Source organism: Nonomuraea sp. LP-02, from assembly GCF_036289125.1.
Classification (GTDB): Bacteria; Actinomycetota; Actinomycetes; order Streptosporangiales; family Streptosporangiaceae; genus Nonomuraea; species Nonomuraea bangladeshensis.
This window is the reverse complement of record NZ_JAXCLK010000001.1, coordinates 728,545-753,258: the sequence shown is the minus strand read 5'-3', so window position 1 is coordinate 753,258 and position 24,714 is coordinate 728,545. Positions and strand designations below refer to the sequence as shown.

The 24,714-nt window shown below is 71.3% G+C and carries 22 protein-coding genes and 4 tRNA genes; 17 read left to right on the top strand and 9 right to left on the bottom strand.

All coding sequences use genetic code 11. The annotated features are described in order from the left end of the window. Positions 1-12: 12 nt before the first annotated feature. Positions 13-912: a DNA-processing protein DprA gene (locus tag SMD20_RS03540; protein ID WP_329574759.1), complete on the bottom strand. Its 900-nt coding sequence runs from the start codon at positions 910-912 to the stop codon at positions 13-15. A 450-nt stretch (positions 913-1,362) separates the two neighbouring features. Here SMD20_RS03540 and SMD20_RS03535 point away from each other — a divergent pair, with 450 nt between their 5' ends. The 4 genes from SMD20_RS03535 to SMD20_RS03520 are packed head-to-tail and all read left to right on the top strand — an operon-like array spanning position 1,363 to position 7,883. Next, positions 1,363-1,656 (top strand): hypothetical protein, encoded by a 294-nt coding sequence (locus SMD20_RS03535; protein ID WP_329574757.1) that lies wholly within the window; start codon positions 1,363-1,365, stop codon positions 1,654-1,656. 5 nt (positions 1,657-1,661) lie between these two features. Beyond that, positions 1,662-2,837: an FxsB family cyclophane-forming radical SAM/SPASM peptide maturase gene (locus tag SMD20_RS03530; RefSeq protein ID WP_329574755.1), complete on the top strand. Its 1,176-nt coding sequence runs from the start codon at positions 1,662-1,664 to the stop codon at positions 2,835-2,837. Then, the gene (locus tag SMD20_RS03525; RefSeq protein WP_329574753.1) at positions 2,834-5,536 is read left to right on the top strand and encodes an aKG-HExxH-type peptide beta-hydroxylase; all 2,703 of its coding nucleotides are present in this window, start codon (positions 2,834-2,836) and stop codon (positions 5,534-5,536) included. Before SMD20_RS03530 ends, SMD20_RS03525 begins: the two co-directional genes overlap by 4 nt. Continuing rightward, positions 5,496-7,883: a tetratricopeptide repeat protein gene (locus SMD20_RS03520; protein WP_329574750.1), complete on the top strand. Its 2,388-nt coding sequence runs from the start codon at positions 5,496-5,498 to the stop codon at positions 7,881-7,883. Before SMD20_RS03525 ends, SMD20_RS03520 begins: the two co-directional genes overlap by 41 nt. A 149-nt stretch (positions 7,884-8,032) precedes the next feature. Here SMD20_RS03520 and SMD20_RS03515 read toward each other — a convergent pair. Beyond that, positions 8,033-8,107, bottom strand: a tRNA-Val gene (locus SMD20_RS03515). Between the two features lie 483 nt (positions 8,108-8,590). Between SMD20_RS03515 and SMD20_RS03510 the strand changes: the two genes are divergently transcribed. After that, positions 8,591-9,007 carry an SsgA family sporulation/cell division regulator gene (locus tag SMD20_RS03510; RefSeq protein ID WP_020547189.1) on the top strand — a complete coding sequence of 139 codons (417 nt, stop codon included), beginning with the start codon at positions 8,591-8,593 and terminating at the stop codon, positions 9,005-9,007. Between the two features lie 67 nt (positions 9,008-9,074). Here the strand turns inward: SMD20_RS03510 and SMD20_RS03505 are convergent, their stop codons facing one another. Continuing rightward, a complete protein-coding gene (locus SMD20_RS03505) occupies positions 9,075-9,707 on the bottom strand; it encodes a DUF305 domain-containing protein (RefSeq protein ID WP_329574747.1) in 633 nt (210 codons plus the stop codon). Between the two features lie 90 nt (positions 9,708-9,797). On the opposite strand from SMD20_RS03505, the gene SMD20_RS03500 reads away from it, so the two are divergent. Next, positions 9,798-11,186, top strand: a complete 1,389-nt coding sequence (locus tag SMD20_RS03500; protein WP_329574745.1) for an LVIVD repeat-containing protein — start codon at positions 9,798-9,800, stop codon at positions 11,184-11,186. Between the two features lie 56 nt (positions 11,187-11,242). Here SMD20_RS03500 and SMD20_RS03495 read toward each other — a convergent pair whose 3' ends face one another. The 3 genes from SMD20_RS03495 to SMD20_RS03485 are packed head-to-tail and all read right to left on the bottom strand — an operon-like array spanning position 11,243 to position 13,967. After that, positions 11,243-12,073 (bottom strand): aminotransferase class IV, encoded by an 831-nt coding sequence (locus SMD20_RS03495; protein WP_329574743.1) that lies wholly within the window; start codon positions 12,071-12,073, stop codon positions 11,243-11,245. Beyond that, entirely contained in the window at positions 12,070-13,044 is a 975-nt protein-coding gene (locus tag SMD20_RS03490) for a chorismate-binding protein (protein ID WP_329592411.1), read from the bottom strand. Before SMD20_RS03490 ends, SMD20_RS03495 begins: the two co-directional genes overlap by 4 nt. Positions 13,045-13,049: 5 nt before the next feature. Beyond that, positions 13,050-13,967, bottom strand: coding sequence for a LysR family transcriptional regulator (locus tag SMD20_RS03485; RefSeq protein ID WP_329574741.1), 918 nt, complete (start codon positions 13,965-13,967; stop codon positions 13,050-13,052). Between the two features lie 58 nt (positions 13,968-14,025). Here SMD20_RS03485 and SMD20_RS03480 point away from each other — a divergent pair, with 58 nt between their 5' ends. Continuing rightward, complete coding sequence (locus tag SMD20_RS03480; RefSeq protein WP_329574739.1) at positions 14,026-15,219, top strand: NAD(P)-binding domain-containing protein; 1,194 nt, start codon at positions 14,026-14,028, stop codon at positions 15,217-15,219. Here SMD20_RS03480 and hutH read toward each other — a convergent pair. Genes hutH through SMD20_RS03465 form a run of 3 tightly spaced genes read right to left on the bottom strand, consistent with a single transcriptional unit; the run spans position 15,200 to position 18,072 of the window. Next, positions 15,200-16,750 (bottom strand): histidine ammonia-lyase, encoded by a 1,551-nt coding sequence (gene hutH, locus SMD20_RS03475; RefSeq protein ID WP_329574737.1) that lies wholly within the window; start codon positions 16,748-16,750, stop codon positions 15,200-15,202. The two genes, SMD20_RS03480 and hutH, sit on opposite strands and share 20 nt — an antisense overlap. Before the next feature lie 16 nt (positions 16,751-16,766). Further along, positions 16,767-17,474 carry an ArsR/SmtB family transcription factor gene (locus SMD20_RS03470; protein ID WP_329574734.1) on the bottom strand — a complete coding sequence of 236 codons (708 nt, stop codon included), beginning with the start codon at positions 17,472-17,474 and terminating at the stop codon, positions 16,767-16,769. A 46-nt stretch (positions 17,475-17,520) separates the two neighbouring features. Beyond that, a complete protein-coding gene (locus SMD20_RS03465) occupies positions 17,521-18,072 on the bottom strand; it encodes a hemerythrin domain-containing protein (RefSeq protein ID WP_329574732.1) in 552 nt (183 codons plus the stop codon). A gap of 112 nt (positions 18,073-18,184) precedes the next feature. Between SMD20_RS03465 and SMD20_RS03460 the strand changes: the two genes are divergently transcribed. The 10 genes from SMD20_RS03460 to SMD20_RS03415 all read left to right on the top strand — a co-directional run bounded on the left by SMD20_RS03460 (position 18,185) and on the right by SMD20_RS03415 (position 24,647). Beyond that, positions 18,185-19,366, top strand: coding sequence for a hypothetical protein (locus SMD20_RS03460; RefSeq protein ID WP_329574730.1), 1,182 nt, complete (start codon positions 18,185-18,187; stop codon positions 19,364-19,366). A gap of 97 nt (positions 19,367-19,463) precedes the next feature. Continuing rightward, positions 19,464-19,535: transfer RNA gene (locus tag SMD20_RS03455), tRNA-Gly, on the top strand. A 15-nt stretch (positions 19,536-19,550) separates the two neighbouring features. Further along, positions 19,551-19,621: transfer RNA gene (locus SMD20_RS03450), tRNA-Cys, on the top strand. Between the two features lie 5 nt (positions 19,622-19,626). Beyond that, positions 19,627-19,701, top strand: a tRNA-Val gene (locus SMD20_RS03445). 251 nt (positions 19,702-19,952) lie between these two features. Then, a complete protein-coding gene (locus tag SMD20_RS03440) occupies positions 19,953-20,387 on the top strand; it encodes a nuclear transport factor 2 family protein (protein WP_329574728.1) in 435 nt (144 codons plus the stop codon). 129 nt (positions 20,388-20,516) lie between these two features. Further along, complete coding sequence (locus SMD20_RS03435) at positions 20,517-21,263, top strand: IclR family transcriptional regulator (protein WP_329574726.1); 747 nt, start codon at positions 20,517-20,519, stop codon at positions 21,261-21,263. Between the two features lie 77 nt (positions 21,264-21,340). Further along, complete coding sequence (locus SMD20_RS03430) at positions 21,341-21,991, top strand: NAD-dependent epimerase/dehydratase family protein (RefSeq protein ID WP_329574724.1); 651 nt, start codon at positions 21,341-21,343, stop codon at positions 21,989-21,991. 79 nt (positions 21,992-22,070) lie between these two features. Further along, positions 22,071-23,171 carry an LLM class flavin-dependent oxidoreductase gene (locus SMD20_RS03425; RefSeq protein ID WP_329574722.1) on the top strand — a complete coding sequence of 367 codons (1,101 nt, stop codon included), beginning with the start codon at positions 22,071-22,073 and terminating at the stop codon, positions 23,169-23,171. Between the two features lie 22 nt (positions 23,172-23,193). Beyond that, entirely contained in the window at positions 23,194-23,820 is a 627-nt protein-coding gene (locus SMD20_RS03420; RefSeq protein WP_329574721.1) for an FMN reductase, read from the top strand. 62 nt (positions 23,821-23,882) lie between these two features. Beyond that, positions 23,883-24,647, top strand: a complete 765-nt coding sequence (locus SMD20_RS03415; protein ID WP_329574719.1) for a chitosanase — start codon at positions 23,883-23,885, stop codon at positions 24,645-24,647. Positions 24,648-24,714: the final 67 nt, after the last annotated feature.

Genomic DNA, 24,714 nt, shown 5'->3' with positions numbered 1-24,714 from the left:
GACCGCCCATGGTCAGGAGACGCGCAGTCGAGGGGTCATGTCTACGAGATTGACCGCCTGCCGGGCCAGGTCGTCAATGTCCTGGACGACAGTCATGCCTGCCCGCCCGCACGCCCGCGCGACCCACGGCTGTTCCTGCTGGAGCCGCTGGGACACGAGCACGGACTTGCCGGTCGCCAGAGCCCTCGACACGTGCCCGTCGGACGAGCCCCCGGGGTGGCCGTCGACGACGTACATGCAGTCGGCGAGCCCGCAGGTCACGATGCGGGCGAGCTCGACGGTTCGGCCGGTCGGATCGGTGCCGGGCCAGAACGGGGACACGACCGCGCCCCGCTCGGCTATCTGCTTGGCCACACTGGCGTGCGCGCCGGACGCGGACGGTGCCCCGAGGCCACCGGCGAGCACCCCCAAGGTGCGACCGCCTGTGGCGAGCGCAGCCTCGTGAACAGCCGCGTCGAGGTCCGTACGGAGTGGTGCGACGACGGTGAGCCCGGCGCCGGCTAGGGCGCGGGCCACCGCGGCCGCGTGGTCGACGTCGTACTCGCCGACGACGGCGACGGCCCGGTGGTCGCCAGGCCCGAAGCCGCCGCGGACCCACAGGAACGGCTGGCGGTCGTAGGCGGAGTACAGGTTGCCGGGGTAGCCCTTGTCGAGCACGGTGACCAGGAGAACGCCTTCGGCGCGCATGGCCGCGACGAGGTCGCGCGCCCAGTCGAGGTCCTTCGGCCGGACGCGGGCGGCGATGGCGGTGGCGTGCGCCCGATCGTCTTCATCGTGGCCCGTGAACGTGCCGTCGAGCACGCCGAGGGCGCTGCCGGCCGCGGCGATGACGCGGGTGGTGTGGAACCAGGGTTTGTCGTGGGTGGCCTTGGTGAGAGCGAGGACGGCGGCCTGCTCATCGATCGCGGTCATGGTCATCACCATCTCGATTTCGGTGAAGGCTGTGAACGTACGCTTCGACACCGGCACTGCGGCGACGGGATGCGTGGTTCCCGATGGCCCATCGTGCCGGGATCGCATGATCGAGGTACTGGAACAGCCGTGCGTATTGTGTGGCACTTCGGCGACTTGACAGCGTCACTGATCGCCGCAGCCCTCAGTCGCCGCCGGGCCAAGGGTGGAAAGTCCTGTTATTCCTCCAAGGCGTTGTGGCTTCTGAGAATCACTTTCATGGATCAACGCGTTTCAGTGATCTGACCGGGCCGCACCACACACTCGACGATGAAAGCGGCGACCGGGACGATGAGCGCCAAGAGCAAGTACGCCTCGATGAATTTTGTACCGCCAGGTGGGTGGCTGGATGGCGGTCTTCCTTTTTCGTACGATTGGCGATGATGACGGGCTCGGATTCGAGGTGAACGAATGGCCGCGGACAAAATTGACAATACCGAGGATCCCAAACCTCTGGAAGTTCCAGATATCGATCTGGGGTCAATTGACGCCCTGGAGGGAACCGCGCTGGGTCAGATTCTCAACGACCTGTACGGCGCGGACCTGGACGTCGCCGCGGAAAGCGGACGGCTCGGCCAGATCTTCAGCTCCCACTCCTCGCACAGTCGTTTCAGCTCGTTCAGCTCGTTCAGTTCCTTCAGCTCATTCAGTTCCTTCAGCTCGTTCAGCTCGTTCAGCTCGCACAGTTCCTGGTCCGGACGGTAGCCGGAGTGCCCGGCACGGGTCCGCCCCTCGCGGCCGTTGAGCCGTTCAAGTCGTTCATCTGCAAGGTGGCCTCCCGCTGCAACCTGGACTGCGACTACTGCTACGTGTACCGGCACGCGGACCAGTCCTGGCGTCGTCAACCGCGGCGGATGTCGATGGCCACGGCCGCCCGGCTCGGGTCGCGCATCAACGAGCACGCGCTGGCCCACCGGTTGCCGCAGGTCGATTTCATCCTGCACGGCGGCGAACCGCTCATGCTCGGCTTGAACTACCTGCGCGAGCTGTGCGCGACGGTGACCAGAAACGCGCCGGACGTGAGAATCCGCTGGAACGGCCAGACCAACGGCACGACGTACACGCCGGAGGTGCAGGACTTCTGCCGGGAATGGGACATGTCCTTCGGGCTGAGCATGGACGGGCCGCGCGTGGCCAATGACCGGCACCGGCTGGACCACGCCGGGCGGTCGATGTTCGACCGGCTGGAACGCGCGCTCGAGTTGCTGAGCAGCACCGACGGACGTCGTTTGTGGGGCGGGATTCTCGCGGTCATCGATCTGGAGAACGACCCGCTGGAGACCTACTCCTATTTCCGGTCGTTCAACCCGCCGTCGATCGACTTTCTCCTGCCGCTCGGTCATCACGACCGCCGGCCACCCGGAAAGGAGGGCGACCTGTCGACCACGCCGTACGCGGACTGGCTTCTGGAGATTTTCGACGTCTGGTACGGCGAGCGCCCCCAGCCCATTCGCATCCGGCGCTTCCGCGACATCATCGCGCTCTATCTCGGTGCCACCCGAAGCTCCGAGGAATGGGGCCTGCAGCCGGTGGACTTCGTGGTGGTCGAGACCAACGGCGAGATCCAGGCCGTGGACACGCTGAAGGTCACCTATCCGGGGGCCTGCGATCTCGGCATGAACATCTTCACCCACAGTTTCGACGCGGCGCTCACCTCGCCCATGGTGCGCGCGCGCCAGCAGAACTGGCACGCGCTCAGCGACGTCTGCCGCGCCTGCGACCTCGTCCGGATCTGCGGCGGCGGCTATTTCCCGCAGCGGTATTCGCAGGCGAACGGATTCCGGAATCCGTCGGTCTACTGCGCCGACCTGATGAAGCTCATCCGCGTGGTGACCGGCCGGGCCCAGGAGGACCTGCTCAGGATCTCTGTCCAGGGAGCGAGATGAACGCGGAGACGACCGCCTCGTTCGTGACCCCGGCCGGGTGGACCCCGGCCAATCAGGCGGTGTTCACGGCACGGTACTACCACACCCTCGTCGGCATCCGGGAGCTGCGGCGGCGGCTGGGCGAGCTCGCGCCCCGCTGTCTGGCCGAGTCGGGGTTCGAGACGTACTTCGAGATGGTCGCGGGCGCGTCGGGGGAGGTGCAGCGGCGGGTGCTCGGGCACCCGAGCGCGGGGTTCTGGGTGGACGTGGGGTGGAATCTGCTCACCCGGCGGGCCGCGGAGCGATTTCCGCGCATGCATGTGGTCCCGCATCTGCGGGAATTCGCCCGGTTCGCGGCCGGCGCGGCGCTGCTGTCGGGAGAGGGAGGAGTCACCGCGACGGTCCGGGCCGATCACGCCGGCCGGGTGAGCCTGCCGGGTGCGGGAGTGAGTGTCGAAGGCGGTCAGCCGTACGCCAGGGTGGAGCTGCGGGTGGACGGCGGCGAGGTGGCGGGGAAGTCGCACCGGGTGCCACGGCTGGCGGCAGGGCCCGAGCTGAACTGGCTGGACGGGGATCTGCGGCTGGGCGGGCGTACGCCGTACAGCTTCGCCGACCTGGACGCGGCACAGGCGCGGCACTGGCGGCAGGTGCTGGACGGGCACCTGGACACGGTCATGGCGGCCCGGCCGGAGCTGGGCGAGGAACTGGCCCGGGGGGTCGCGGCGATCGTGCCGATCCTCTCCCCCGATCCGGCGCTGCACGTCAGCGGCAGTTTCCGGGAGGCTCCCGGCATGATCGCACTCTCCCTGGGAGAGCCGCTCGCCACCGTCGAGGCGCTCGTGCACGAGTACGGTCACCAGAAGCTCTACGCCGTTCTCGTCCTCGACCCCATGATCGTGGGCGATTCGGGGGAGGCGGTGCACTACTCGCCCTGGCGGCCGGATCCGCGACCGCTGAGCGGCCTGTTGCAGGCGACCTTCACGTTCGTGCAGGTGCTCGACTTCTGTCTGGCGCTGCTCGACGTACCGAACGAGCTCGACCGGGCGGCGGTGGTCGAGCGGGCCTACCAGGTCGGCCGCCAGGTCGAGATCGGTCTGGAGGTGCTGACCGGGCGGGCGGCCTTCTCGCCCGCCGGGGAGGTGCTGGTCACCACCATGATCAAACGCCTCGACGAGATCCGCGACGCCCTGCCGCGACCGCCGATCCAGGTCCGCGACAGGATCGACGCCGCCTGTGCGGCCCACCGCGCCCGCCACACCCGCCGGCCCCCTGTGAAGACCGGGATCTCGGCAGAAGGTGATCCGGAGACGCTGGCCCGGCTCGGGCTTCCCCCGAACTGGACGGCGGACGCCGTTCTCGGCCGCTGGTACGCCGGGGACTCCCTCCTCGACGCGGTCCGCGCGGCCCCAGCCGATCTCACCCTGCCCCCGGGAGACTCCCTGGTCGCCGACCTCGCCGCCGCTCATCTCGCCTATGTCCGCGGCGACTATCGGGCCGCCGCCGACCTGTACGCGGCCTGTGTCCGGCGCATCCCGCGCACTCCCTATTTCTGGCAGTGCTACGCCTTCGCCCTGCGCCACCTCGGCCGCCGCGACGAGGCGCTCTACGTGCTCACCCACATCCCCACCCTGATGGAGACCGGAGACCTGCCCACCGGGCAGACCTCGCACATCACCCTGCCCGATCCGATACCGGAACCGGTCGTCGCCGACGAGCCACCGCCGGGCTTCACCGACCCCATGGTCAGCCCCTCCGCCGCGCGAGAACTGTGGTCGAGCCGCTACCGCGACTTCACCGAAGCCACCGGCGGCGCCCAGCTCCCCACCCTGATCGCCGTTGCCTGCGGCCTGAAACCGTCCATGGACGTCTGGATCCCGGCCGAGGGATGGCAAGCGTTTCTTCGCGTCGTCCACGACCTGGACCTGCTCCACTACGTGGACGCCTGTTTCGACCGCAACTCCCCGCAGATCGCCCAGGTCCCCCCGGACCAGCTCACCACCACTCGCGCCGCCCTGTCCGCCGCCCTGCTCCCCGGCACCGAGGCGCACGTGTTCCTCGCCCGCGACCCCGCCGCCCTCGACCGGGTCGTCGGCGCGGGCTGGTACCCGCTGATCATCGATGGCGTGGTCGTCAACAAACACCGCGCCGACCACGACAAGTTCGGCGACGCGCTCGGCTACCCCTCCTGCTGTCAGGACTTCTTCCGCCACCGCAACAACTGGAACGACGACAACACCTACTACGCGGCCCTGCTGAACACCGAGGGCGTGCCCTCCCCGCTCTGCAACCCGTTCCTGAGGCACACCGCCTTCGGGCTCGTGCCGTACATGCCGTGTTCCTACTCCTGTCCCGCCACCGTCGAGTACGCCGCTCGCCTGCGTGACCGCATCGCCACCGAACTCCCCGGCTACCTGACCGCCATGGACCACGCCCTGCGCAAGACCGTGCTCTGCGTCTCCGAACTGCGCATGTACTGGTTCGACGGCGAGCAGGTGAACCGACACGGCGACCAGGTCGAGATCCGCTACGACGGTGTGGAGTCCCTCTACCGCGTCGAGGCCGAGGACCCGCTGCACGGACTCCTGAGCACGGGCGACCGCTGTGTGCTCGACGGCGAGGTCCTGCGCGTCCACCGTGGGAACGCCTATGTCGGCGGTTACCGGACGCGAGGAGACCGGCATGGCCCCGAGTGCCCGTTCGTCATCTCCTTCTCCGGCTGACCGCGCGGCCCACCGGCGGCGCCTGCTCGCGATCATCGCCTGCGCCTCCGTCGCACTCGGCCTCGGCGGGTACGCCCTGTGGTCCGGCCTCGAACAGGGCGACCAGCTGTCCAGCGTGGTCGCGGCCATCTCCGGCATGCTCGGCCTGGCCATCACCGTCCACGATCGCCGTTCCCAGCGCGCGCCGGACGTCCCGCCCGCCCCCAAGACCCTCGTGTACGGCGACCTGCCACGCGGACCGCTCGGCCACCAACCCCGCGAACGGATTCAGCGGGCGCTGCACGACGCCTGGCCCGCGAACGGCGGCGATCCCGTCGTCACCGTGCTCACCGGCATTCCGGGCTCGGGCAAGACGATGGCGGCGGCCTCCTACGTACGCGTCCGCCAGGCAGAGGGCTGGCGGTTGGCGGTCTGGCTGTCCGCTCAGTCGGCCGGCCAGATCCAGGCCGGGCTGAGTGCGCTCGCCCACCACCTCGACCTGCCGCAGGAAGGCGAGGAGGCAGCGGTGTCGGCCAGGCGGGCCCGGCAGTGGCTGGCCGCCTTCGACGAGCCCGGTCTGCTCGTCTTCGACAATGCCGAGGAGCCCGCCGAGGTGACGTCGTGGTTCCCGCCCGCCGGCAGGCTGCACATCGTCGTCACCACACGCAACCGCGCCTTCGACCGGGTGCATCCCTGTGTCGAAGTCGGCGTCTTCACGCCGGAGGAGGCGGTGCGCTTCCTGCGCGAGAGAACCATGCTCGACCAGGCGGCCGAGGCGTCGGAGCTCGCCGCGGAGCTGGGCTACCTGCCCCTGGCTCTGGGCCAGGCGGCCGCTGTCATCCGGCAGTTGCGCATCGGCTACGGCCGCTATCGGGAACTGCTCAGGGGCTCGGCTCTGCGGTCCCGGCTTCCCGCCGTGGGCGGGGAGGGCCATCCCGACAGCGTGGTGGACGCGATCCTGGTCTCGGTCGCCCGGGCCGAGCAGGTGGATCCCGACGCCCGGGTGCTGCTGGACGTCATCGCGCTGCTCTCACCCGGTGGCGTGCCGCGGAACCTGTTCTCGGCCGCGATCGGCGCCGCCGGGGACCGGCTCGACGACACCTTCGCGGTCCTCGCCGACGCCTCGCTGATCACCTTCAGCCAGGACAATGAGACGGTCCTCCTGCACCGTCTGGTGCAGCGTGTCCTGCGTGAGCGTGCCCAGCCCCGGATGCCGCAGATTCTCCGGCACACGATCGGCCTGCTGCGCGGTTACGAACGCTCCCTCGCCCGCATCCCCGTGACCTGGCGTGCCCGCCCCCAGTTCGAGGCGCTGGCTCAGCAGGTCTCCGTCGTGTACGGCGTGGCGAGGTCGCACGGCCTCACCGATCCCAAGCTGCTGCGCCTCTGTGCCGCCGCCGGCGGACACCTGATCGAGCTGGCCGAGCCGACCCGCGCTGCCGCGCTGCTGGAGCCCACGCTGGCCGACCAGGAGCGTCTGCTCGGCTCTGACGACCGGGTCACCCTGATCACCCGCAACGACCTCGCCGAGGCATACCGGATGGCGGGCCGCTTCGACCGATCCCTCGACCTGTTCAGGGCCACGCTGGAGGCCCGGGAGCGGACGCTCGGTCCCGACCATCCGGAGACACTGATCAGTTACAACAACCTCGCCGGGGTCGAGCGGACCCGGGGAAACCCCCGCCGCGCCATCGTCCTGCTGGAGGACGCGCTGCCCAGGATGCGCGCGGCACTGGGCGACGAGCACGAGTACACCCTGGTCGGCCTGGGCAACCTGGCGGGCGCGCTCCGGGAGACCGGCCGGGAGGACGAGGCGATCGATCTCTACGAAGGGACCCTGGCCGAACAGGAACGCCTGCTGGGGCTGGAGCATCCGCACACGTTGTCCACCCGGGGCAGCCTGGGGACCGCCGTGGGGTTGGGCGGGCAACGGTCGCGGGAGGCCGTCGCGCTGCTGGAGAAGACGGTGGAGGCGCAGTCGCGGGTGTTCGGCGACACCCATCCGGACACACTGGCCAGCCGCAGCGTCCTCGCGGGCGCGCTGCGCGCGTCCGGCAGGGTGCGGGAGGCCCTGGAGTTGTACCAGCGGACCCTCGCGGGCCGGGAGAGGACGTTCGGACCGGACCACCCGCTGACGGTCTCCAGCCGGGGCAGCGTGGCCAGGGCGTTGTGGCAACTCGGACGGGAGCGGGAGTCCCTGCTGGTGTACGAGCGTGCGCTCGCCGATGCCGCGCGTGTGCTCGGCCCCGGCCATCGGGACACGAAGGCCATCCGAAGAAGGTTCGACCGGGCCCGCGCCCCCCGGACCAGCCGGTTCGTCCGCTGGCTCTCCTCCCGGCGGTACTACCTGCCGTGGCCATGCCGGTGAGCTGCGGCGCCCTGTACAAAGTAAGCCCGTGACCGGATCGAGACATGCCACCTCTCGGGGCATCGTCAGAACCGGCCCGCAGCCGGCCGGGACGCGCGATCATGAAAAAGACCCAACCCCACGGGCGTGGGGCTGGGCCTCTGACGTGCTGGTGGGCGATACTGGGATCGAACCAGTGACCTCTTCGGTGTGAACGAAGCGCTCTCCCGCTGAGCTAATCGCCCTCCTGCCGGTCCCTCGCGGTGCCGACGGGGAAAACCATACCGCACTCCGGCACCTGCTGGCGAAGCGAAGCGGTGGGGGGCGGGTGTCAGGCGGGCGCCGAGCGGGCCCTGGGGGGTGTCCGGCGGTGGCGGCGGAGGGATTCAGGGTGAAAGGCGGCGGTTGCCCACCGACGAGTGGGGTCGGTGACATACCATCGTCGTGTCCCGGAAGTGGGCGGTCGCGATCTTTCTTGAGAAACGTTCATGATCGGCCGTTCCGGGGCAGGCTCGACAGCACGCAAAACCCTTGCAAATGCGACCCTGATTGGTGCCGTTTAGCCTGGTAGATGCCTGAATGTCCAGCTGTGATGTGCGTTACAGAAGGCCCCTGAGGCGGAATCTTTCCTACGGGTTTCTTCGTTCCGCGTCATAGCTCAGGACGAAGTCCGTCAGAGCAGTGAAAGCCCCGAAGAGGGGACCTACGACGAAAAGGTTTGGCTGACGATGAACAGCACCACCGTCTCCGCCGAGCTTGGCCTTCGGCTTGTGGTCCCCGACCGTACAACCGTCCCCCTGCTCGCCGGACTGAGTTACACAGCCGACGACCCTTACGCCATCCGCATGGCCTTCCACGTAGGGAATGACGAGCCGGTCGAGTGGATCTTCGCCCGCGAGTTGCTGACCGTGGGCATCGTCAGGCGTGTCGGCGACGGTGACGTGCAGGTCTGGCCCGCGCGGGCCGACGGCGAGCGCACGCTTCACATCAGCCTCACGTCCCCGTTCGGTCAGGCTCTGTTCGAGGTGCCGCTGGCGCCGCTGACGGAGTTCCTGCACCGCACCTACGAGAAGGTGCCGGCGGGGCGCGAGACCGACTTCATGGACCTCGACGCCGAGTTGACCAACATGTTGTGGCCGTCCTGAGACAGCACTAGACAGACCGCCGAAAGGGGCGGGCCCGTTCGCGGGCCCGCCCCTTTCGCATGCCGTCTCACGCGGGCGGCAGGGACTTCATGGCCGCGCGCATCCGGGCGATCTCGATGCTCTGTCCCGAGTAGACGTCCTTGGCGAGCAGGCGCATGCGGTGGTCGCGGCCGCCGGCCAGCTCCTCCTCCGCCATCTTCACGGCGCCCTCGTGGTGGCGGGTCATGAGCTGGAGGAACAGGCGGTCGAAGGCGTCGCCGCGGGCGGCCCGCAGCGCGTTCAGCTCCTCCTCCGAGGCCATCCCGTAGCCGGAGCCCGTGGAGGTGTGGTCGTGGCCGGCGGGGGCGGGGCGGCCCAGGTCCGCCAGCCAGCTCGTCATCGCCCTGATCTCGGGGGTCTGGGCGGCGGTGATCGCGCGGGCCACCCTGCGTACGACGTCCGTCGTCGTGCGCTCCTCGACCAGTGAGGTCATCTCCAGCGCCTGCCGGTGGTGCGGGATCATCGCCTCCGCGAAGCGCACGTCGGCGGCCACGGTCGGCCGCGGCGTCCGGCCCACCCGCTCCCCCGGCGACGCGGTCCGCGCGGGCGCACCGGGACTGCCCGGCACGATGACGGGCGCGTCCGTGCCGATCGCGGACGGCTGCCGTACGGGCTCGGCCGCGCAGGCGGCGGCGACGAGGGCGCAGGCGGCGAGCGCCAAAAGCTCCTTAACTGTGATGAATGCCGTACACGGCCGCGAACCTGCTGACATACCTTCCATAGTGAGCTACGAGACAAAGGGGAATGCGCGTTGATCTCTGCCAAGCTGCGCGGAGCGGTGTCTGTCGCGGCGATGCTGCTGCTGACCACCGCGTGCGCGGGCGGCCCGCCGGCCTCAGGGGAGCCGGCGAGCTCGGACACCTCCCAGCAGGAGACCAGCGCTCCAGGGGACCGATCCCCGGCCGGGGACGGCGTCACGACCAGCGACAACGTCAAGCAGGTCGCACAGGTGCCGAGGACCGCCCCGTTCGACGGACGGGACGACATCAACACCGACCTCGCCTTCCAGGGCGACTATGCCTTCCAGGGCAACTTCGGCGGTTTCGCCATCTATGACATCAGCGACCCGAAGAACCCCAAGACCGTCACCCAGGTGGCCTGCCCCGGCCAGCAGAACGACGTGTCGGTCTACCGGGACCTGCTGATCCTGTCCGTCGACGAGCCGGTCTCCGGCCCCGAGTGCGACGCGGACGACGACGAGCCCGCATGGGAAGGGCTGCGCATCTTCGACGTGAGCGACAAGGCCAGCCCGCGCTACGTCGGCGCCGTCGCGACCGACTGCGGCTCGCACACGCACACGATGGTGCCCGCCGGCGAGACGTTGTACGTCTACGTCTCCTCCCCCGGCCCCGAGCCGGAGTCACGGACCTGCCCGCCGCCCCACGAGCTGATCCAGATCGTGGAGATCCCGATGCAGGCGCCGCAGTCGGCGCGGGTGGTGGCCAAGCCCGACATCTTCCCCGAGCGCCAGCACGACGAGATGCTCTCGGGCTGCCACGACATCACCGCCTACCCGGAGAAGAAGCTGGCCGCGGCCGCCTGCTTCGGCGACGGCGTGCTGCTCGACATCGCCGACCCGGTACGGCCGAAGGTGCTCCAGCAGCTCACCGACACCCAGAACTTCTCGATCTGGCACTCGGCGACGTTCAACAACGACGCGACCAAGGTCGTCTTCAGCGACGAGCTCGGCGGCGGCGGCCAGGCCACCTGCGACCGGAACACGCCGCGCACCAAGGGCGCGAACGCGGTGTACGACCTGGTGAACGGCAAGCTGGAGCTGCGCGGCTACTTCAAGATCGACCGTGAGCAGCAGCAGGACGAGAACTGCGTGGCCCACAACGGCTCGCTCATCCCGGTGCCGGGCAAGGACGTCATGGTCCAGGCGTGGTACCAGGGCGGCGTGTCCGTCTGGGACTTCACCGACTCCTCCGCCCCGAAGGAGATCGGCTTCTTCGAGCGCGGCCCGCACGAGCCGCCGACCATCGCGGGCTCCTGGTCGGCCTACTACTACAACGGCTACATCTACTCCAGCGACATCATGGAGGGCCTGGACGTCCTGGAGATCGACGACCCGCTCACGAACCCCGCCAAGAAGGTCAAGATGGACGACTTCAACGTCCAGACCCAGAAGAGCTACTGAGCCCCGGCTCCGGCCGCGCCGACGCGCGGCCGGAGCTCGTCAGAGGCGTACGCCGGTCACGGGTCCAGGTCGGAGGCGGAGCGCTCGGCGAAGACCCGCATGGCCTTGCTGGTGATCGGGCCGGGCGCGATCGGCAGCTCGGTGTCGTCCACGAGCCTGATCGGCTGCACGTCGCGCGTGGTGGAGGTGAGGAACGCCTCCTCGGCCTCGTACAGGGCCGACAGCGGGATGTCGGTCTCCTCGCCGCCGAACCACTCCAGCACCAGCCCGCGGGTCACGCCGGCCAGGCAGCCGGCCTCCAGGGTGGGGGTGACCAGGCGCCCGTCGAGGACGAGGAAGACGTTGGAGCCGGTGCCCTCGCACAGGTTGCCGGCAAGGTTGCCGAAGACGGCCTCGCCGCCGCCGCGCTTCTTGGCGTAGAGGAGGGCCTTGGCGTTGTCGCCGTAGGAGGTGCTCTTGACGCCGGAGAGCGCGCCTCGCTCGTTGCGCGGCCAGGGGACGACGGTGACGTTCGCGGTGGCGGGGAACGGCTTCTGCTCGTCCACGATGACGACCGTCGTGGCGCCCTCGTTGCCGCGGTCGGAGCCGAGGGGGCCGGGGCCGCTGGTGTAGGTGACGCGGATGCGGCCGAGCGCCCAGTCGGGGGCGTGCTCCAGGATGCGGCCGATGCCGTCGGCGATGGCGGCGACGTCCGGCTCGGGCAGGTCCATGCGCTGGGCCGAGAGCTTGAGCCGGTCGAGGTGCCGGGTGAGCGCGAACGACCGGCCGTTCACGAGCTTGATCGTCTCGAAGACGCCGTCGCCGACCATGAGCCCGTGGTCGAAGACCGAGACGGTGGCCTGCGCGGGGTCGATCAGCTCCCCGTTGACCCAGACAGGGATGTTCATGCGTTTCCTCCTGTGGATGCCAGGGCTATGAGCCTGGCTGCTTTGAGCTCGGTCTCGAGCCATTCGCGCCGGGGATCGCTGCCCCAGGTGATGCCCGCTCCCGTGCCGAACCGGATCTCGCCTGCCGAGATCTGGAAGGTCCTGATGCCGACGGCCAGCGCCGCCCTGCGTCGGTCGGCGTCGACCCAGCCCACCGTGCCACAGTACGGGCCCCGAGGTGCGGTTTCGAGCTCGTTGATGATGCGCAGCGCGGACGATTTGGGGGCTCCCGTGACCGATCCCGGCGGGAACGTCGCGGCGAACAGCTCCGGCCAGCCGGCTCCCGGCGCGAGCCGGGCGCGTACGGTCGAGACGAGGTGGACCAGCCCGGGGTGCTCCTCGACCACGCACAGCTCCGGCACCTCGACCGAGCCGACGGCCGCCACCTGGCCGAGGTCGTTGCGGACCAGGTCGACGATCATCACGTTCTCGGCGTGGTCCTTCGGCAGCAGGTCGGCGGCGGTGACGCCGGTGCCCTTGATCGGCCGGGACTCGACGACGTCGCCGTCGCGCGCGAGGTAGAGCTCGGGCGAGGCGGTCACCACGCTGAGGCCGGGGACGCGGACCACGCCGCCGTAGGGGGCGGGGTTGCCCTCGGCGAGCCGGGCGGCCAGGGCGAGCGGGTCGGCGGTGGGCGGCAGCGGAGCGGTCAGGATGCGGCACAGGTTGGCCTGGTAGACCTCGCCCCGCTCGATGAGGGCGCGGATGGCGCGCACGCCGCGCTCGTAGGCGTCACGGTCGAGGGAACTGCGCCACTCGTCCGGCCTTGGACCGTGCCAAGGGACGGCAGGCCGGGGCAGCGGCGCGGGACGCACCTGGTCGAAGCGGGCGCACGTCACCTTGCCCTCGTAGTCGACGACGACGGCCCACCAGCCCTCGCCGTCGAGCGCGGCGAGGTCGGAGGTCACGTCCCGAAGCCCGGTGGCCAGCATCTGACCTAAGTGGGCGAATCCGTACACGCTTCCCATTCTTCCAGGAGCCGGACGAATTCCAGTGCGGCGGGGAGGGGGTCTTCCGGCAGGGCCGCGTACACCCTGCGGGCGGGGGCCTGCCCGCGCAGGGGCCGCAGCACCAGCCCGGCCGGTACGGCGCGGGCGGCCAGCTCGGGCACGAGCGTCACGCCGAGCCCGGCGGCGACGAAGCCGAACTTGCCGGTCCACTCGGCCACCCGCAGCCCGCCGCGCGGCGCGAACCCGGCGGCGGCGCACGCGGCGAGCAGCAGCGTCGGCTGGCCGCGCGGGGCGGCCTCGATCCACGTCTCCCCGGCCAGGTCCCGCAGGTCCACCTCGGCCTCGGCGGCCAGCCGGTGCCCGGCGGGCAGGGCGACCAGCAGCCGGTCCTCGCGCAGCGGCACCAGGCGGCCCGCGTCCGCGGCGGGCAGGCCTGCCGGGTAGTCGCTGATGACGGCGGCGTCCAGCGCCCCGGCGCGCAGGCGCTCCAGCAGCTTGGTGGTCAGCCCTTCGACCAGGCGCAGCTCAACGCCGGGGCGGCGGGCGGCGAAGCGTCTGAGCGTGCCGGGCACCAGGTCCACGTTCGCGGTGGCGAACGCGCCGAGCCGCAGCGTGCCGCCCCGGCCCGCGTGCAGGGCGGCCAGCTCCTCCCCGGCCCGCTCCAGCCGGTCGAGCACGGCGACGGCGTGCCGGTGCAGCGCGGCCCCCGCCGGGGTGAGCCGGACGCCGCGGGGCAGCCGTTCGAACAGCGGGCCGCCGGCGGCCCGTTCGAGCGCGGCGACGCGGCGCGAGACCGCGGACTGGGTGTAGCCGAGCAGCTCGGCGGCGGCGGTGAAGGAGCCGCTCCGCGCGACCTCGTCGAGGAGGCGGAGCGCGGCGGCGTCGAAGGCATTCGTGTCAAGCATGGCTGGCATGCAATCTAGTCGGTGGTGGAATACCGGACTCACCGCTTCACTGGCCCGCATGATTGCTTTTCTCGGACAGGGACGCATGGGCGTCCCCATGGCCCGGCGGCTGGCGGCGGCCGGGCACGACGTGACCACCTGGCGGCGCGGCACGGGCGTCACCGCCGCGGCGGCGGTGGAGGGCGCGGACCTGGTCATCACGATGCTGAGCGATCCGGCGGCGGTGCGCGAGGTGCTGACGGCGGCGCTGCCGGGGCTGCGGCCGGGCACGACGGTGGTCGAGATGTCCACGATCGGCCCGGAAGCGGTGCGGGAGCTGCGCGCGCTGCTGCCGGCCGGGGTGGGCCTGGTGGACGCGCCGGTGCTGGGCAGCGTCGGCCCGGCCGCCGAGGGCTCGCTGACCGTGCTGGCCGGCGGTGACGGCGAGGACGTGGCGCGCTGCCGCGAGGTGCTGTCGGTGTTCGGGACGGTGCGCGAGCTCGGGCCGCTGGGCGCGGGCGCGGCCATGAAACTGGCCGTGATGAACGCGCTCGTGCCCGCCCAGGTGCTGCTGGCCGAGACGCTGGCGTACGGGGAGGCGCACGGCGTGGACCGCGAGGCGCTGCTCGGCGTGCTGGCGCTCACCCCGCTGGGCGCGCTGGCCGAGCGGCTGCGCGTGCCGGCCGCCGAGACCCGCTACTCCCTCGCGCACGCCGCCAAGGACCTGGAGCTGGGGGCGTGGGAGGGCGCGCGCGTGGCGGGTGCCGCCCGCGCCCGGCTGCAGGAGGCGCGGGCGGCCGGGCTGGGCGAGCGCGACCTGACCGCCATCGCCGGCCACGTGGGAGCGGGCCACCGGGCCGGTACGCGGACGGTGCCGCTCAACCTGGCGACGGTCCCCGCCACGAACGGGATGTACTCCCACGCGGTGCGGGCCGGCGACACGCTCTACGTCTCGGGGGTCGCGGCCTTCGACGAGCACGGCCGGATCGTCGGCGAGGGCTCGATGGCGGCCCAGTCCGAGCACGTCTACCAGGTCATCGAGCGCATACTCGCCGACCAGGGGGCGGGGTTCGGCGACATCGCGTTCATCCGCACGTACCTGACGGACATGGACGCCCGCGCCGAGCACGGCGCGGTGCGCCGCAAGTACATCACGGGCACGCCCCCGGCCAGCACGACCGTGGAGGTGTCGCGGCTGTTCATGCCGGGGCTGCTGCTGGAGGTGGACCTGATCGTGGCGCTGCCGTCGCGGGTCACGCCAGGGGGCCGGTGACCTGCTCCACCGCGGCGACCACGCCGCCGTCGGCGACCAGGCGGACGGCGGCGTCGATCTCCGGCGCCAGGAACCGGTCGGGCCCGGGGGCGGGCACGGTCTCGCGCAGCGCCCGCACCACGGCGGCCGTCGCGGGGGCGGGCCGCAGGGGCGCGCGCAGGTCGAGCGCGCGGGCGGCGGTCAGCACCTCGATCGCCAGCACGCGGGTGAGCCCGTCGATCGACCTGCGCAGCTTGCGCGCCGCCGACCAGCCCATGGACACGTGGTCCTCCTGCATGGCCGAGCTGGGGATGGAGTCGACGCTGGCGGGCACGGCCAGGCGCTTCAGCTCGGAGACGATCGCGGCCTGGGTGTACTGGGCGATCATGTGACCCGAGTCCACGCCGGGGTCGTCGGCGAGGAAGGCGGGCAGCCCGTGGTTGCGTGCCACGTCGAGGAACCGGTCGGTACGCCGCTCCGACATCGACGCCAGGTCGGCGGCGACCACGGCGAGGAAGTCCAGCACGTACCCGAGGGGCGCCCCGTGGAAGTTGCCGTTGGACTCCACCCGGCCGTCGGCCAGCACGGCCGGGTTGTCCACGGCACTGGCCAGCTCCCGCTCGGCGACGGTGGCGGCGTGCGCGAGCGTGTCGCGGACCGCCCCGGCGACCTGCGGGGCGCAGCGCAGCGAGTAGGCGTCCTGGACGCGGGTGCACGCCTCCGGGTCGCGGTGGCTGGCCATGATGCCCGACTCGCGCAGCACCTTCACCATGTTGGCGGCCGAACTGGCCTGGCCAGGATGGGGGCGCAGGGCCTGCAGCTCCGGGGCGAAGACGCGGTCGGTGCCGAGCAGCGCCTCCACGCTCATGGCGGCGCTCACGTCGGCGGTGCGGACCAGGCGGGTGAGGTCGTGGACGGCGAGGACGAGCATGCCGAGCATGCCGTCGGTGCCGTTGATGAGCGCCAGGCCCTCCTTGGCGGCCAGCTCGACGGGCTCGATGCGGGCCTGCTTCAGCGCCTCGGCGGCGGGCCGGAGGCCGCCGTCGCGGTCGCGGACCACACCCTCGCCCATGAGGGTGAGCGCGACGTGCGCGAGCGGGGCGAGGTCGCCGGAGCAGCCGAGGCTGCCGTACTCGTGCACGACCGGGGTGAGGCCGGCGCTGATCAGGGCGGCCAGGGTCTTGGCGGTGACCGGGCGGATGCCGGTGTGGCCGGTGGCGAGGGTGTGCAGGCGCAGCAGCATGAGGGCGCGGACGACCTCGGTCTCGACCTCGGGGCCGTTGCCGGCCGCGTGCGAGCGGACGAGGGAGCGCTGCAGCTGCGCGCGCAGCGCCGGGTCGATGTGCCGGGTGGCGAGGGCGCCGAACCCGGTCGAGACGCCGTACGCGGGAACGGGGCTCTCGGCCAGCTCGTCCACCCGCTGGCGGGCGGCGGCCATGGCGGCCACGGCGTCGTCGGTGAGCCTGACCGCGGCACCGTGGCGGGCCACGTCGATGACGTCCTGGAAGCTCAGCGGCTCTGGGCCTACGGCCACGACTCCGTTGTCGCGCATGGTGGGCACTCCCTCGTCAGGTAACTGGTGTGTGCGATGTTAGCTCCTTACTCGGAAACAACGCGGCCAGCCCTTCCCTGCCCTCGTCCGTGAGGATCACCGCACGTGGGACCGTGCCCCGCCGGTACCAGCCGCGCTCGAACAGCGCGTCCGTGACCGCCGCGCCGAGCGCCCCGCCGAGGTGCGCGCGGCGCTCGGTCCAGTCCAGGCACTCGGGGGCGAACCTGCGCCGCGAGCCGCGCGCGCCCGCCACATCCACGCCGAGACCGGTCAGCAGCCGCTCGCCGTCGCCGGTGAGGTCGGCGCCGGCGTAGTAGCCGCCGGCGCGCAGGCCGTCGAGCAGCCCGACGCCGGCCCGGCCCGCGAGATGGTCGTAGCAGGTGCGGGCCTCCTCCAGGAGCCGCGCCTGGCGGGACTGGCGCAGCGAGCGGACCGGCGGCCGGGCGCTGATCCTGGCGAGGACCTCCAGGACCTCGGCGACCTCGTGGCCGGAGAGGCGGTAGTAGCGGTGGCGGCCCTGCCGGACGACGTCCACGAGCCGGCCGTCGAGCAGCCTCGCCAGATGGGAGCTCGCGGTGGCGGCGCTCACCCCGGCGACCCTGGCCAGCTCCCCCGCCGCGAGCGCGCGGCCGTCGAGGAGTGCCGTGAGGATGGCCGCCCGGGTCGGGTCCGCGATGAGCGCGGCGACAGGGGCGATGTCGGCGTCCCGGGCGATGTGTTCCATGCTCACGACGGTAGTACGCGGACATTTCGGCCCGCGTCGAAGGGTGTCAGCTTCTCCCGAGGGCCTTGCGGATCGCCTCGCGGGCCCGTTCCGCGACCGCCTTGGGGGTGTCCACCAGCAGGTTCCTGGCGGTGGACTCGGCGCCGGCGTGCGGCAGGATCGACGCCAGCCCCTCGGCGGCCCGGACCGCCGCGCCCATCGCCCGGCGCTCGACGGGCGTCGTGCGGGCGCGCAGCCGGGCGAACTCGTAGCGCTCCTCGCCGCGCGCGTGCGCGGTGACGGCGGCCCGCAGCTCGGCCAGGCGGTCCCAGAAGCGGGGGTGGTCCACGCCGTCGTGGTGCAGGTCCTGCAGCAGCCGCCTGGCCAGCCTCTCCTCGCGCAGCCGGTCGGCGACGACGCCGGGGCCGTTGTCGAGCTTCCTGCGCGCGTACGGATGGACGATCTCCTCCTCGGCGGTCTCGTGCATGGACAGCATCCGCGACAGGCGGCCGAAGGCCGCCTCCACCTTGTCCGGCGGCGCCTGCTCGACCTCGTCGAACAGGTCCCTGATCCGCCCGTGCTGGGCCACCAGCAGGTCGATCACATCGTGTTCAGCCACGCCAGGCGGCCTACCCGGCCTCCCCCTTGGCACGCGCCTCCTTACCGAACGCGGGCCGTCCGGGGACCCAACGCGGAGGTTGCCCGCCCGGCCTCCGGGTACGGGCCGCGACATGGCCTTCGATCCGCTGCAGGAGCGGGGCATCCCGCTGGACAGGCAGCTGCGCGACTGGCGCGAGCTGCACCGCACGCCCATCGACCCCGACCACGCCGACCCGTACACCCGCTGCCGGATCATCACGATGAACGGCATCGAGGTGGAGGCGGTGCTGTTCAGCCACCACCTGGCCCGGCACTGCCCGGACGAGGAGCTCAGACGGCTGCTCGCCCAGGTCCGCGCCGTCGAGGCGCAGCAGCAGAAGGCGGTGAACTGGCTGCTGCCCGGGGTGTCGTCGGTGCTGGAGACGACCATCGCGTACGAGCAGGTCGCCGTGGACCTGACGGCGTGGGTGGCGCGGATGGAGCCGGATCCGTACCTGCGGCAGGCGTACGAGTTCGGGGTGCTGGACGAGGTCGACCACCTCTACCGGTACGCCAACCTGTACGAGCTGATCGAGCACCGCGAGGCGGAGAAGATCGTCGGCGACGTGACCGAGATCATGCCGGGGCGGCCGACGCACCTGCAGCACCGCGACCCGGTGGACGACGTGCGCGAGGCGTACGACCGCGGCCGCACCGAGCCGCTGTCCCGCCTGCACGCCCTGACGATCGCGGCGACCGAGCAGCAGACCATGAACTACTACTTCAACGCCGGCCCCCAGCAGCTGGAGCCGGTCGCGCGCCGGCTCTACCAGGAGATCGGCATGGTGGAGGAGCAGCACGTCACCTTCTACGAGTCCCTGGTCGACCCGGGGCAGAGCTGGTGGGAGCGGCTGCTCAACCACGAGTACAACGAGTGCTACCTCTACTACTCCTTCATGGAGACCGAGTCCGACCCCGAGGTGAAGCGCCTCTGGGAGCTGCACCTGGGGATGGAGCTGGAGCACCTGCGGCTGGCGGCCGAGCTGTTCCGGCGGTTCGACGGGCGCGACCCGGACCAGGTGCTGGCCCCGGCGCTGCCGCCGCCGGTCACGTTCGAGCCGAACAAGGCGTACCTGCGGAAGCTGCTCGCCGCCCAGGCCGGCTGGACCACGCTGGGCACCGGCTACGCGCCCGGCGCCCACGAGCGGTTCGAGCGGCGGCGGGACGCGGTGATGGACGGCGGGAAGCCGGCGTCCGAGCAGGTGATCGACGACAACCGGCGCGTCTCAGGACAGGAGTACCGCCTGGAGACGGCGGGCCCGCGTCCAGTCTAGGCCCGGCGGGCGCGAGGGTGCGCGGCTTTTCCAGTTTGGGTACTCGGCCGAGATTCGCTACAGTTCTCTCGTCGCCCCGGTCGCGAGCGGGGCGGATGCGGAAGTGGCTCAGTGGTAGAGCATCACCTTGCCAAGGTGAGGGTCGCGGGTTCGAATCCCGTCTTCCGCTCGGAGCTTCCGGCTCGGTGGCGTGGCCGAGAGGCGAGGCAGCGGCCTGCAAAGCCGTCCACACGGGTTCAAATCCCGTCGCCACCTCACGAGGACGATTAGCTCAGCGGGAGAGCGCTTCCCTGACACGGAAGAGGTCACTGGTTCAATCCCAGTATCGTCCACCAGCACCACAGCCCCGGTCTCGACAGGCCGGGGCTTCGTGCTTGTCTGGGGTTCTCTGGCCGGGGTAGGCGCGGGCCATGAGGTTCGGGAACTGGGACGTGCGGCCGCTGGGCGGCTGGACGGGCTGCCTACTGATGATCATCGCGTCGGTCGTGCTGTCGATCGTGCTGACCGTGGTGGTCAACTGGCTGCTCTGAGCGGGTCGCGCAGGCCGGGTCTGGCGGGAACGCCGTCCCGGCGCGACGATCACCGCATGGACGCACGAGAGCTCGCCGACCGCCTGGAGATCGCGGACCTGCTGGCCCGCTACACCCGCGCCGTCGACTCGGGAAGCTGGGACCGGCTCGACGAGGTGTTCACCGAGGACGCCGTCATCGACTACAGCTCGGCGGGCGGCGTCAGGGGCGGGCGGGAGGAGGTGAAGGCGTGGCTCGCGGAGGTGCTCGCGCACTGGCCGGGCCGGCTGCACCTGATCGGCGCACCGGTGATCGACTTCGGCGGTGACGGGGAGGCCCGCGTGAGCGCGCCGTTCACCGACACCCTCGCGCCGAGCCGGGAGATGGTCGCGGCCGGGACGGCGGGCTTCCTGCACGGCGGCGGCTGGTACCACCACCGCCTGCGCCGCACCCCGGACGGCTGGCGCAGCGTGGAGCTGGTGGAGGAGCAGAGCTGGCGCACGGCCCGCTGACCTGCCCCGCGCGCCGCGTCCACGGGGCCCCACTGGCGCACTGTGGTATCTCCGGCGTGTCCTCACCGCCGGGCGGGTGTGTCCGCCGGGTTAGGCGTGCCGAATTCACCCGGCGAAGATGCTGGAGCGATGACAGGTGACGCACAGCCCAGCGATCTGATCCGCAGTGTCTCGCGCGCCCTGCGCGTGCTGGAGGAGGTGGCGCGGGCCGATCGGCCCCTGCCGGTCAAGGTGATCGCCCGCCGCTGCGGGCTCAACCTGTCGACGTCGTACCACCTGGTCCGCACGCTGTGCTACGAGGGCTACCTGCACCGGCGGCCCGAGGGCGACTACCTGCTGGGCTCGAAGGTGGCCGAGCGCTTCCACGACATGCTGGACGCCTTCGAGCGGCCGCCGCACGCCCGCTCCGTGCTGCGGCATCTGACGGAGGTCACGGGGCACACCGCGTACCTGGCGCAGTTGGCCGACGGGCGGCTGCTGGTGGTGGACGTCGTCGAGGGGCCGCGCTCGCCGTGGCTGGAGGACCTGCAGTCGGGGCTGGAGACCGCGCCCCACGCGACCGCGCTGGGCAAGGCGCTGCTGCGGGCGCTGCCGGCGCGGGACCGGCGGGAGATCCTGACCGGGTACGGCCGGCTGCCCCGCTTCACCTCCGCCACCCCGGCCACCCTGGAGGACGTGGAGGAGGAGCTGGCGAGCCTGCCGCCGGGGCAGGCGGTGGTGGAGGAGCACGGGCAGTTCCGCGAGCAGGTGGCGTGCGCGGGGGCCGTGGTCGCCGGCACGGCGTGGGCGATCGGGATCTCGACGCGCGGGCTGGAGCTCCCGGCTCCGGCGGTGGTCCTGCTGTCCGAGGCGGCCCGCGATCTCGCGGGCCCGTAGCCCTCCCCCGCCCGCCACGCCTTCCGGCCCATATCCTTCCCCTGACGACATCGGCGAGACGATCGGGGCGGGCCGCCATGAAAGTGATCATCTTCGGGGCGACCGGCATGGTGGGCCAGGGCGTGCTGCGCGAGTGCCTGCTCGACGCCAGGGTCACGGACGTGCTCACCGTCGGGCGCACGGCGACCGGCGTCGCCCATCCCAAGCTGCGCGAGCTCGTCCACGGCGACATGGCCGACCTGTCGCCGATCGAGGACCGCCTGGCCGGGTACGACGCCTGCTTCTTCTGCCTCGGCGTCTCCTCGGCCGGCATGAACGAGAAGGACTACCGGCACGTCACCTACGACTACACGGTGGCGGCCGGCCGCGTCCTGGCCCGGCTCAGCCCCGGCTCGGTCTTCGTCTACGTCTCCGGCGCCGGCACCGACGCCCACGGCCGCGCCATGTGGGCGCGGGTGAAGGGCGAGACCGAGAACGCGCTGCTGGCGATGGACCTGCGGGCCTACATGTTCCGGCCCGGCTACATCCACCCCATGCACGGCATCACCTCGCGCACCCGGCTCTACCGCCTCGGCTACATCGTCACGCGCCCGCTCTACCCGCTTCTGCGGCGGATGTTCGGCACGGCCATGACGACGACCGAGCAGCTCGGCAAGGCCATGATCGCCGTGGCCGAGCACGGGGCGCCCGAGCGGATCCTCGACCCGGCCGGCATCAACGCGCTCTGAGAACGGTGATGGAATAACCACGAGGGCCTGTGCGCTACGGTAACCGTTAAAGTTTCAACAGTCATGGATGGTGACTAAAATGCAGTTCGGGATCTTCACCGTGGGCGACGTGACCATGGACCCCACGACGGGCAGGACGCCGACCGAGCATGAGCGGATCAAGGCCATGGTGACGATCGCGCTCAAGGCCGAGGAGGTCGGCCTGGACGTCTTCGCGACCGGCGAGCACCACAACCCGCCGTTCGTGCCGTCCTCCCCCACCACCATGCTCGGCTACATCGCGGCGCGCACCGAGCGGCTGATCCTGTCCACCTCCACGACCCTCATCACCACGAACGACCCGGTGAAGATCGCCGAGGACTTCGCGATGCTCCAGCACCTGGCGGAGGGCCGCGTGGACGTGATGATGGGCCGGGGCAACACCGGCCCGGTCTACCCGTGGTTCGGTCAGGACATCCGCCAGGGCATCCCCCTCGCGGTGGAGAACTACGCGCTGCTGCACCGGCTCTGGCGCGAGGACGTGGTCGACTGGGAGGGCAAGTTCCGCACGCCGCTCCAGGGCTTCACCTCGACGCCGCGCCCGCTGGACGGGGTGCCGCCGTTCGTGTGGCACGGCTCGATCCGCAGCCCCGAGATCGCCGAGCAGGCCGCCTACTACGGCGACGGCTTCTTCGCCAACAACATCTTCTGGCCGAAGGACCACTTCCAGCGGCTCATCGCCCTCTACCGCCGGCGCTACGCCCACTACGGCCACGGCACCCCGGAGCAGGCCGTCGTCGGGCTCGGCGGGCAGGTGTTCATGCGCAAGAACTCCCAGGACGCGATCAAGGAGTTCCGGCCATACTTCGACGTCGCCCCCGTGTACGGCCACGGCCCCTCGCTGGAGGAGTTCATGGCCGAGACGCCGCTGACCGTCGGCAGCCCGCAGCAGGTCATCGAGCGGACGCTGGAGTTCAGGGACCACTTCGGCGACTACCAGCGCCAGCTGTTCCTCATGGACCACGCGGGCCTGCCGCTGAAGACCGTGCTGGAGCAGCTCGACCTCCTGGGCGAGGAGGTCGTGCCGGTGCTGCGCGCCGAGTTCGCCAAGGGCCGGCCGGCCGGGGTGCCGGACGCGCCGACGCACGCCTCCCTGCTCGCCGCCAAGCAGGAGGCGGAGATCGCCCCCGTGGAAGCCTGACCCCCCGTACGAAGGAGACATCATGAAGCTCGTCGTCGTCACGGCCGGACTGACCCAGCCGTCCTCGACCCGGCTGCTGGCCGACCGCCTCGCCGAGGCGGCGGTCCGGCGGCTGGCCGGGCACGAGCCGGACGTGCGGGTGATCGAGCTGCGCGAGCTGGCCGGGGACGTGGCCAACGCCTTCGTCACCGGGTTCCCGAGCGCGCGGCTGCGCGACGCTCTGGACGCGGTCACCGAGGCCGACGGGCTCGTCGCGGTCACGCCGATCTTCAGCGGCTCCTACAGCGGGCTGTTCAAGTCGTTCTTCGACGTGCTCGACAACACGGCGCTGACCGGCAAGCCGGTGCTGATCGCGGCCACCGGCGGCACCGCGCGGCACTCGCTGGCGCTGGAGCACGCGCTGCGGCCGCTGTTCGCGTACCTGCGGGCGGTGGTCGTCCCGACCGCCGTGTACGCGGCGTCGGAGGACTGGGGCGGCGGGCAGGACGCGTTCACCGACGGGCTCGGCGAGCGCGTGGAGCGCGCCGCCGGGGAGCTGGCCGGCCTGCTGACGCACCGCGTCCCCGCGGCGGCGGCCCCCGGCGAGGAGGTCGCCGAGGAGGTCGTGCCGTTCGAGGAACAGCTCGCCGCACTTCGCCCGAAGCGGTAGTTTCGGCCGCGTCGCGGGAGTAGGGTCCGTTCGGAAACTTTCCTAACGAACCAGGAGCTTTCGTGCTCACAGCCACCCTCCTGACCCTCTCCCTCGCCGTCACCGGCACCGCCGCGCCCGACCTCAGCGATCCCCACAAGAAGGAGATCGCGATGCGGCTCGTGTCCAGCGCGGAGAACTCCTCGCTGGACTGGAAGGCCCAGTACGGCTACATCGAGGACATCAAGGACGAGCGCGGCTACACGGCGGGCATCATCGGCTTCTGCTCCGGCACGGGCGACATGCTGGAGCTGGTCGAGCTCTACACCAAGCGCAAGCCCGGCAACGTCCTGGCGAAATACCTGCCCGCCCTCCGCAAGGTCAACGGCACCGACTCCCACGCCGGCCTCGACCCCACCTTCACCAAGGACTGGAAGGCCGCCGCCAAGGACCCCGTCTTCCAGCGGGCCCAGAACGACGAGCGCGACCGCGTCTACTTCGACCCGGCCGTCAGCCGGGCCAAGAAGGACGGGCTGCGGGCGCTCGGCCAGTTCGTCTACTACGACGCGATGGTCATGCACGGCCCCGGCGCTGACAAGCTCAGCTTCGGCGGCATCAGGAAGGCCGCGCTCGCCAAGGCCAGGACCCCGGCGCAGGGCGGGAACGAGGTCACCTACCTCAACGCCTTCCTCGACGCGCGCAAGGCGGCGATGAAGGCCGAGGAGGCGCACGAGGACACCACCCGGGTGGACACCATGCAGCGGGTCTTCCTCAGGAACGGCAACCTCGACCTCAAGCCGCCGCTGAAGTGGAAGGTCTACGGCGACAGCTACACGATCAAGAACTGATCGGTCACGGTTCGCCCGCGCTCGCGGGACGGGCGGGGTAGGTTGGGGCACTGAAGCCAACAAACGG

Coding starts and splice junctions, on each gene's coding strand:
- SMD20_RS03485 (WP_329574741.1), bottom strand. CDS start 13,967: ATGCTTGACACGAATGCCTTCGACGCCGCCGCGCTCCGCCTCCTCGAC.
- SMD20_RS03470 (WP_329574734.1), bottom strand. CDS start 17,474: ATGGAACACATCGCCCGGGACGCCGACATCGCCCCTGTCGCCGCGCTC.
- SMD20_RS03490 (WP_329592411.1), bottom strand. CDS start 13,044: ATGCTGGCCACCGGGCTTCGGGACGTGACCTCCGACCTCGCCGCGCTC.
- SMD20_RS03525 (WP_329574753.1), top strand. CDS start 2,834: ATGAACGCGGAGACGACCGCCTCGTTCGTGACCCCGGCCGGGTGGACC.
- SMD20_RS03535 (WP_329574757.1), top strand. CDS start 1,363: ATGGCCGCGGACAAAATTGACAATACCGAGGATCCCAAACCTCTGGAA.
- SMD20_RS03495 (WP_329574743.1), bottom strand. CDS start 12,073: ATGAACATCCCTGTCTGGGTCAACGGGGAGCTGATCGACCCCGCGCAG.
- SMD20_RS03540 (WP_329574759.1), bottom strand. CDS start 912: ATGACCGCGATCGATGAGCAGGCCGCCGTCCTCGCTCTCACCAAGGCC.
- SMD20_RS03425 (WP_329574722.1), top strand. CDS start 22,071: ATGCAGTTCGGGATCTTCACCGTGGGCGACGTGACCATGGACCCCACG.
- SMD20_RS03435 (WP_329574726.1), top strand. CDS start 20,517: ATGACAGGTGACGCACAGCCCAGCGATCTGATCCGCAGTGTCTCGCGC.
- SMD20_RS03440 (WP_329574728.1), top strand. CDS start 19,953: ATGGACGCACGAGAGCTCGCCGACCGCCTGGAGATCGCGGACCTGCTG.
- SMD20_RS03480 (WP_329574739.1), top strand. CDS start 14,026: ATGATTGCTTTTCTCGGACAGGGACGCATGGGCGTCCCCATGGCCCGG.
- SMD20_RS03520 (WP_329574750.1), top strand. CDS start 5,496: ATGGCCCCGAGTGCCCGTTCGTCATCTCCTTCTCCGGCTGACCGCGCG.
- SMD20_RS03460 (WP_329574730.1), top strand. CDS start 18,185: ATGGCCTTCGATCCGCTGCAGGAGCGGGGCATCCCGCTGGACAGGCAG.
- SMD20_RS03430 (WP_329574724.1), top strand. CDS start 21,341: ATGAAAGTGATCATCTTCGGGGCGACCGGCATGGTGGGCCAGGGCGTG.
- SMD20_RS03420 (WP_329574721.1), top strand. CDS start 23,194: ATGAAGCTCGTCGTCGTCACGGCCGGACTGACCCAGCCGTCCTCGACC.
- SMD20_RS03510 (WP_020547189.1), top strand. CDS start 8,591: ATGAACAGCACCACCGTCTCCGCCGAGCTTGGCCTTCGGCTTGTGGTC.
- hutH (WP_329574737.1), bottom strand. CDS start 16,750: ATGCGCGACAACGGAGTCGTGGCCGTAGGCCCAGAGCCGCTGAGCTTC.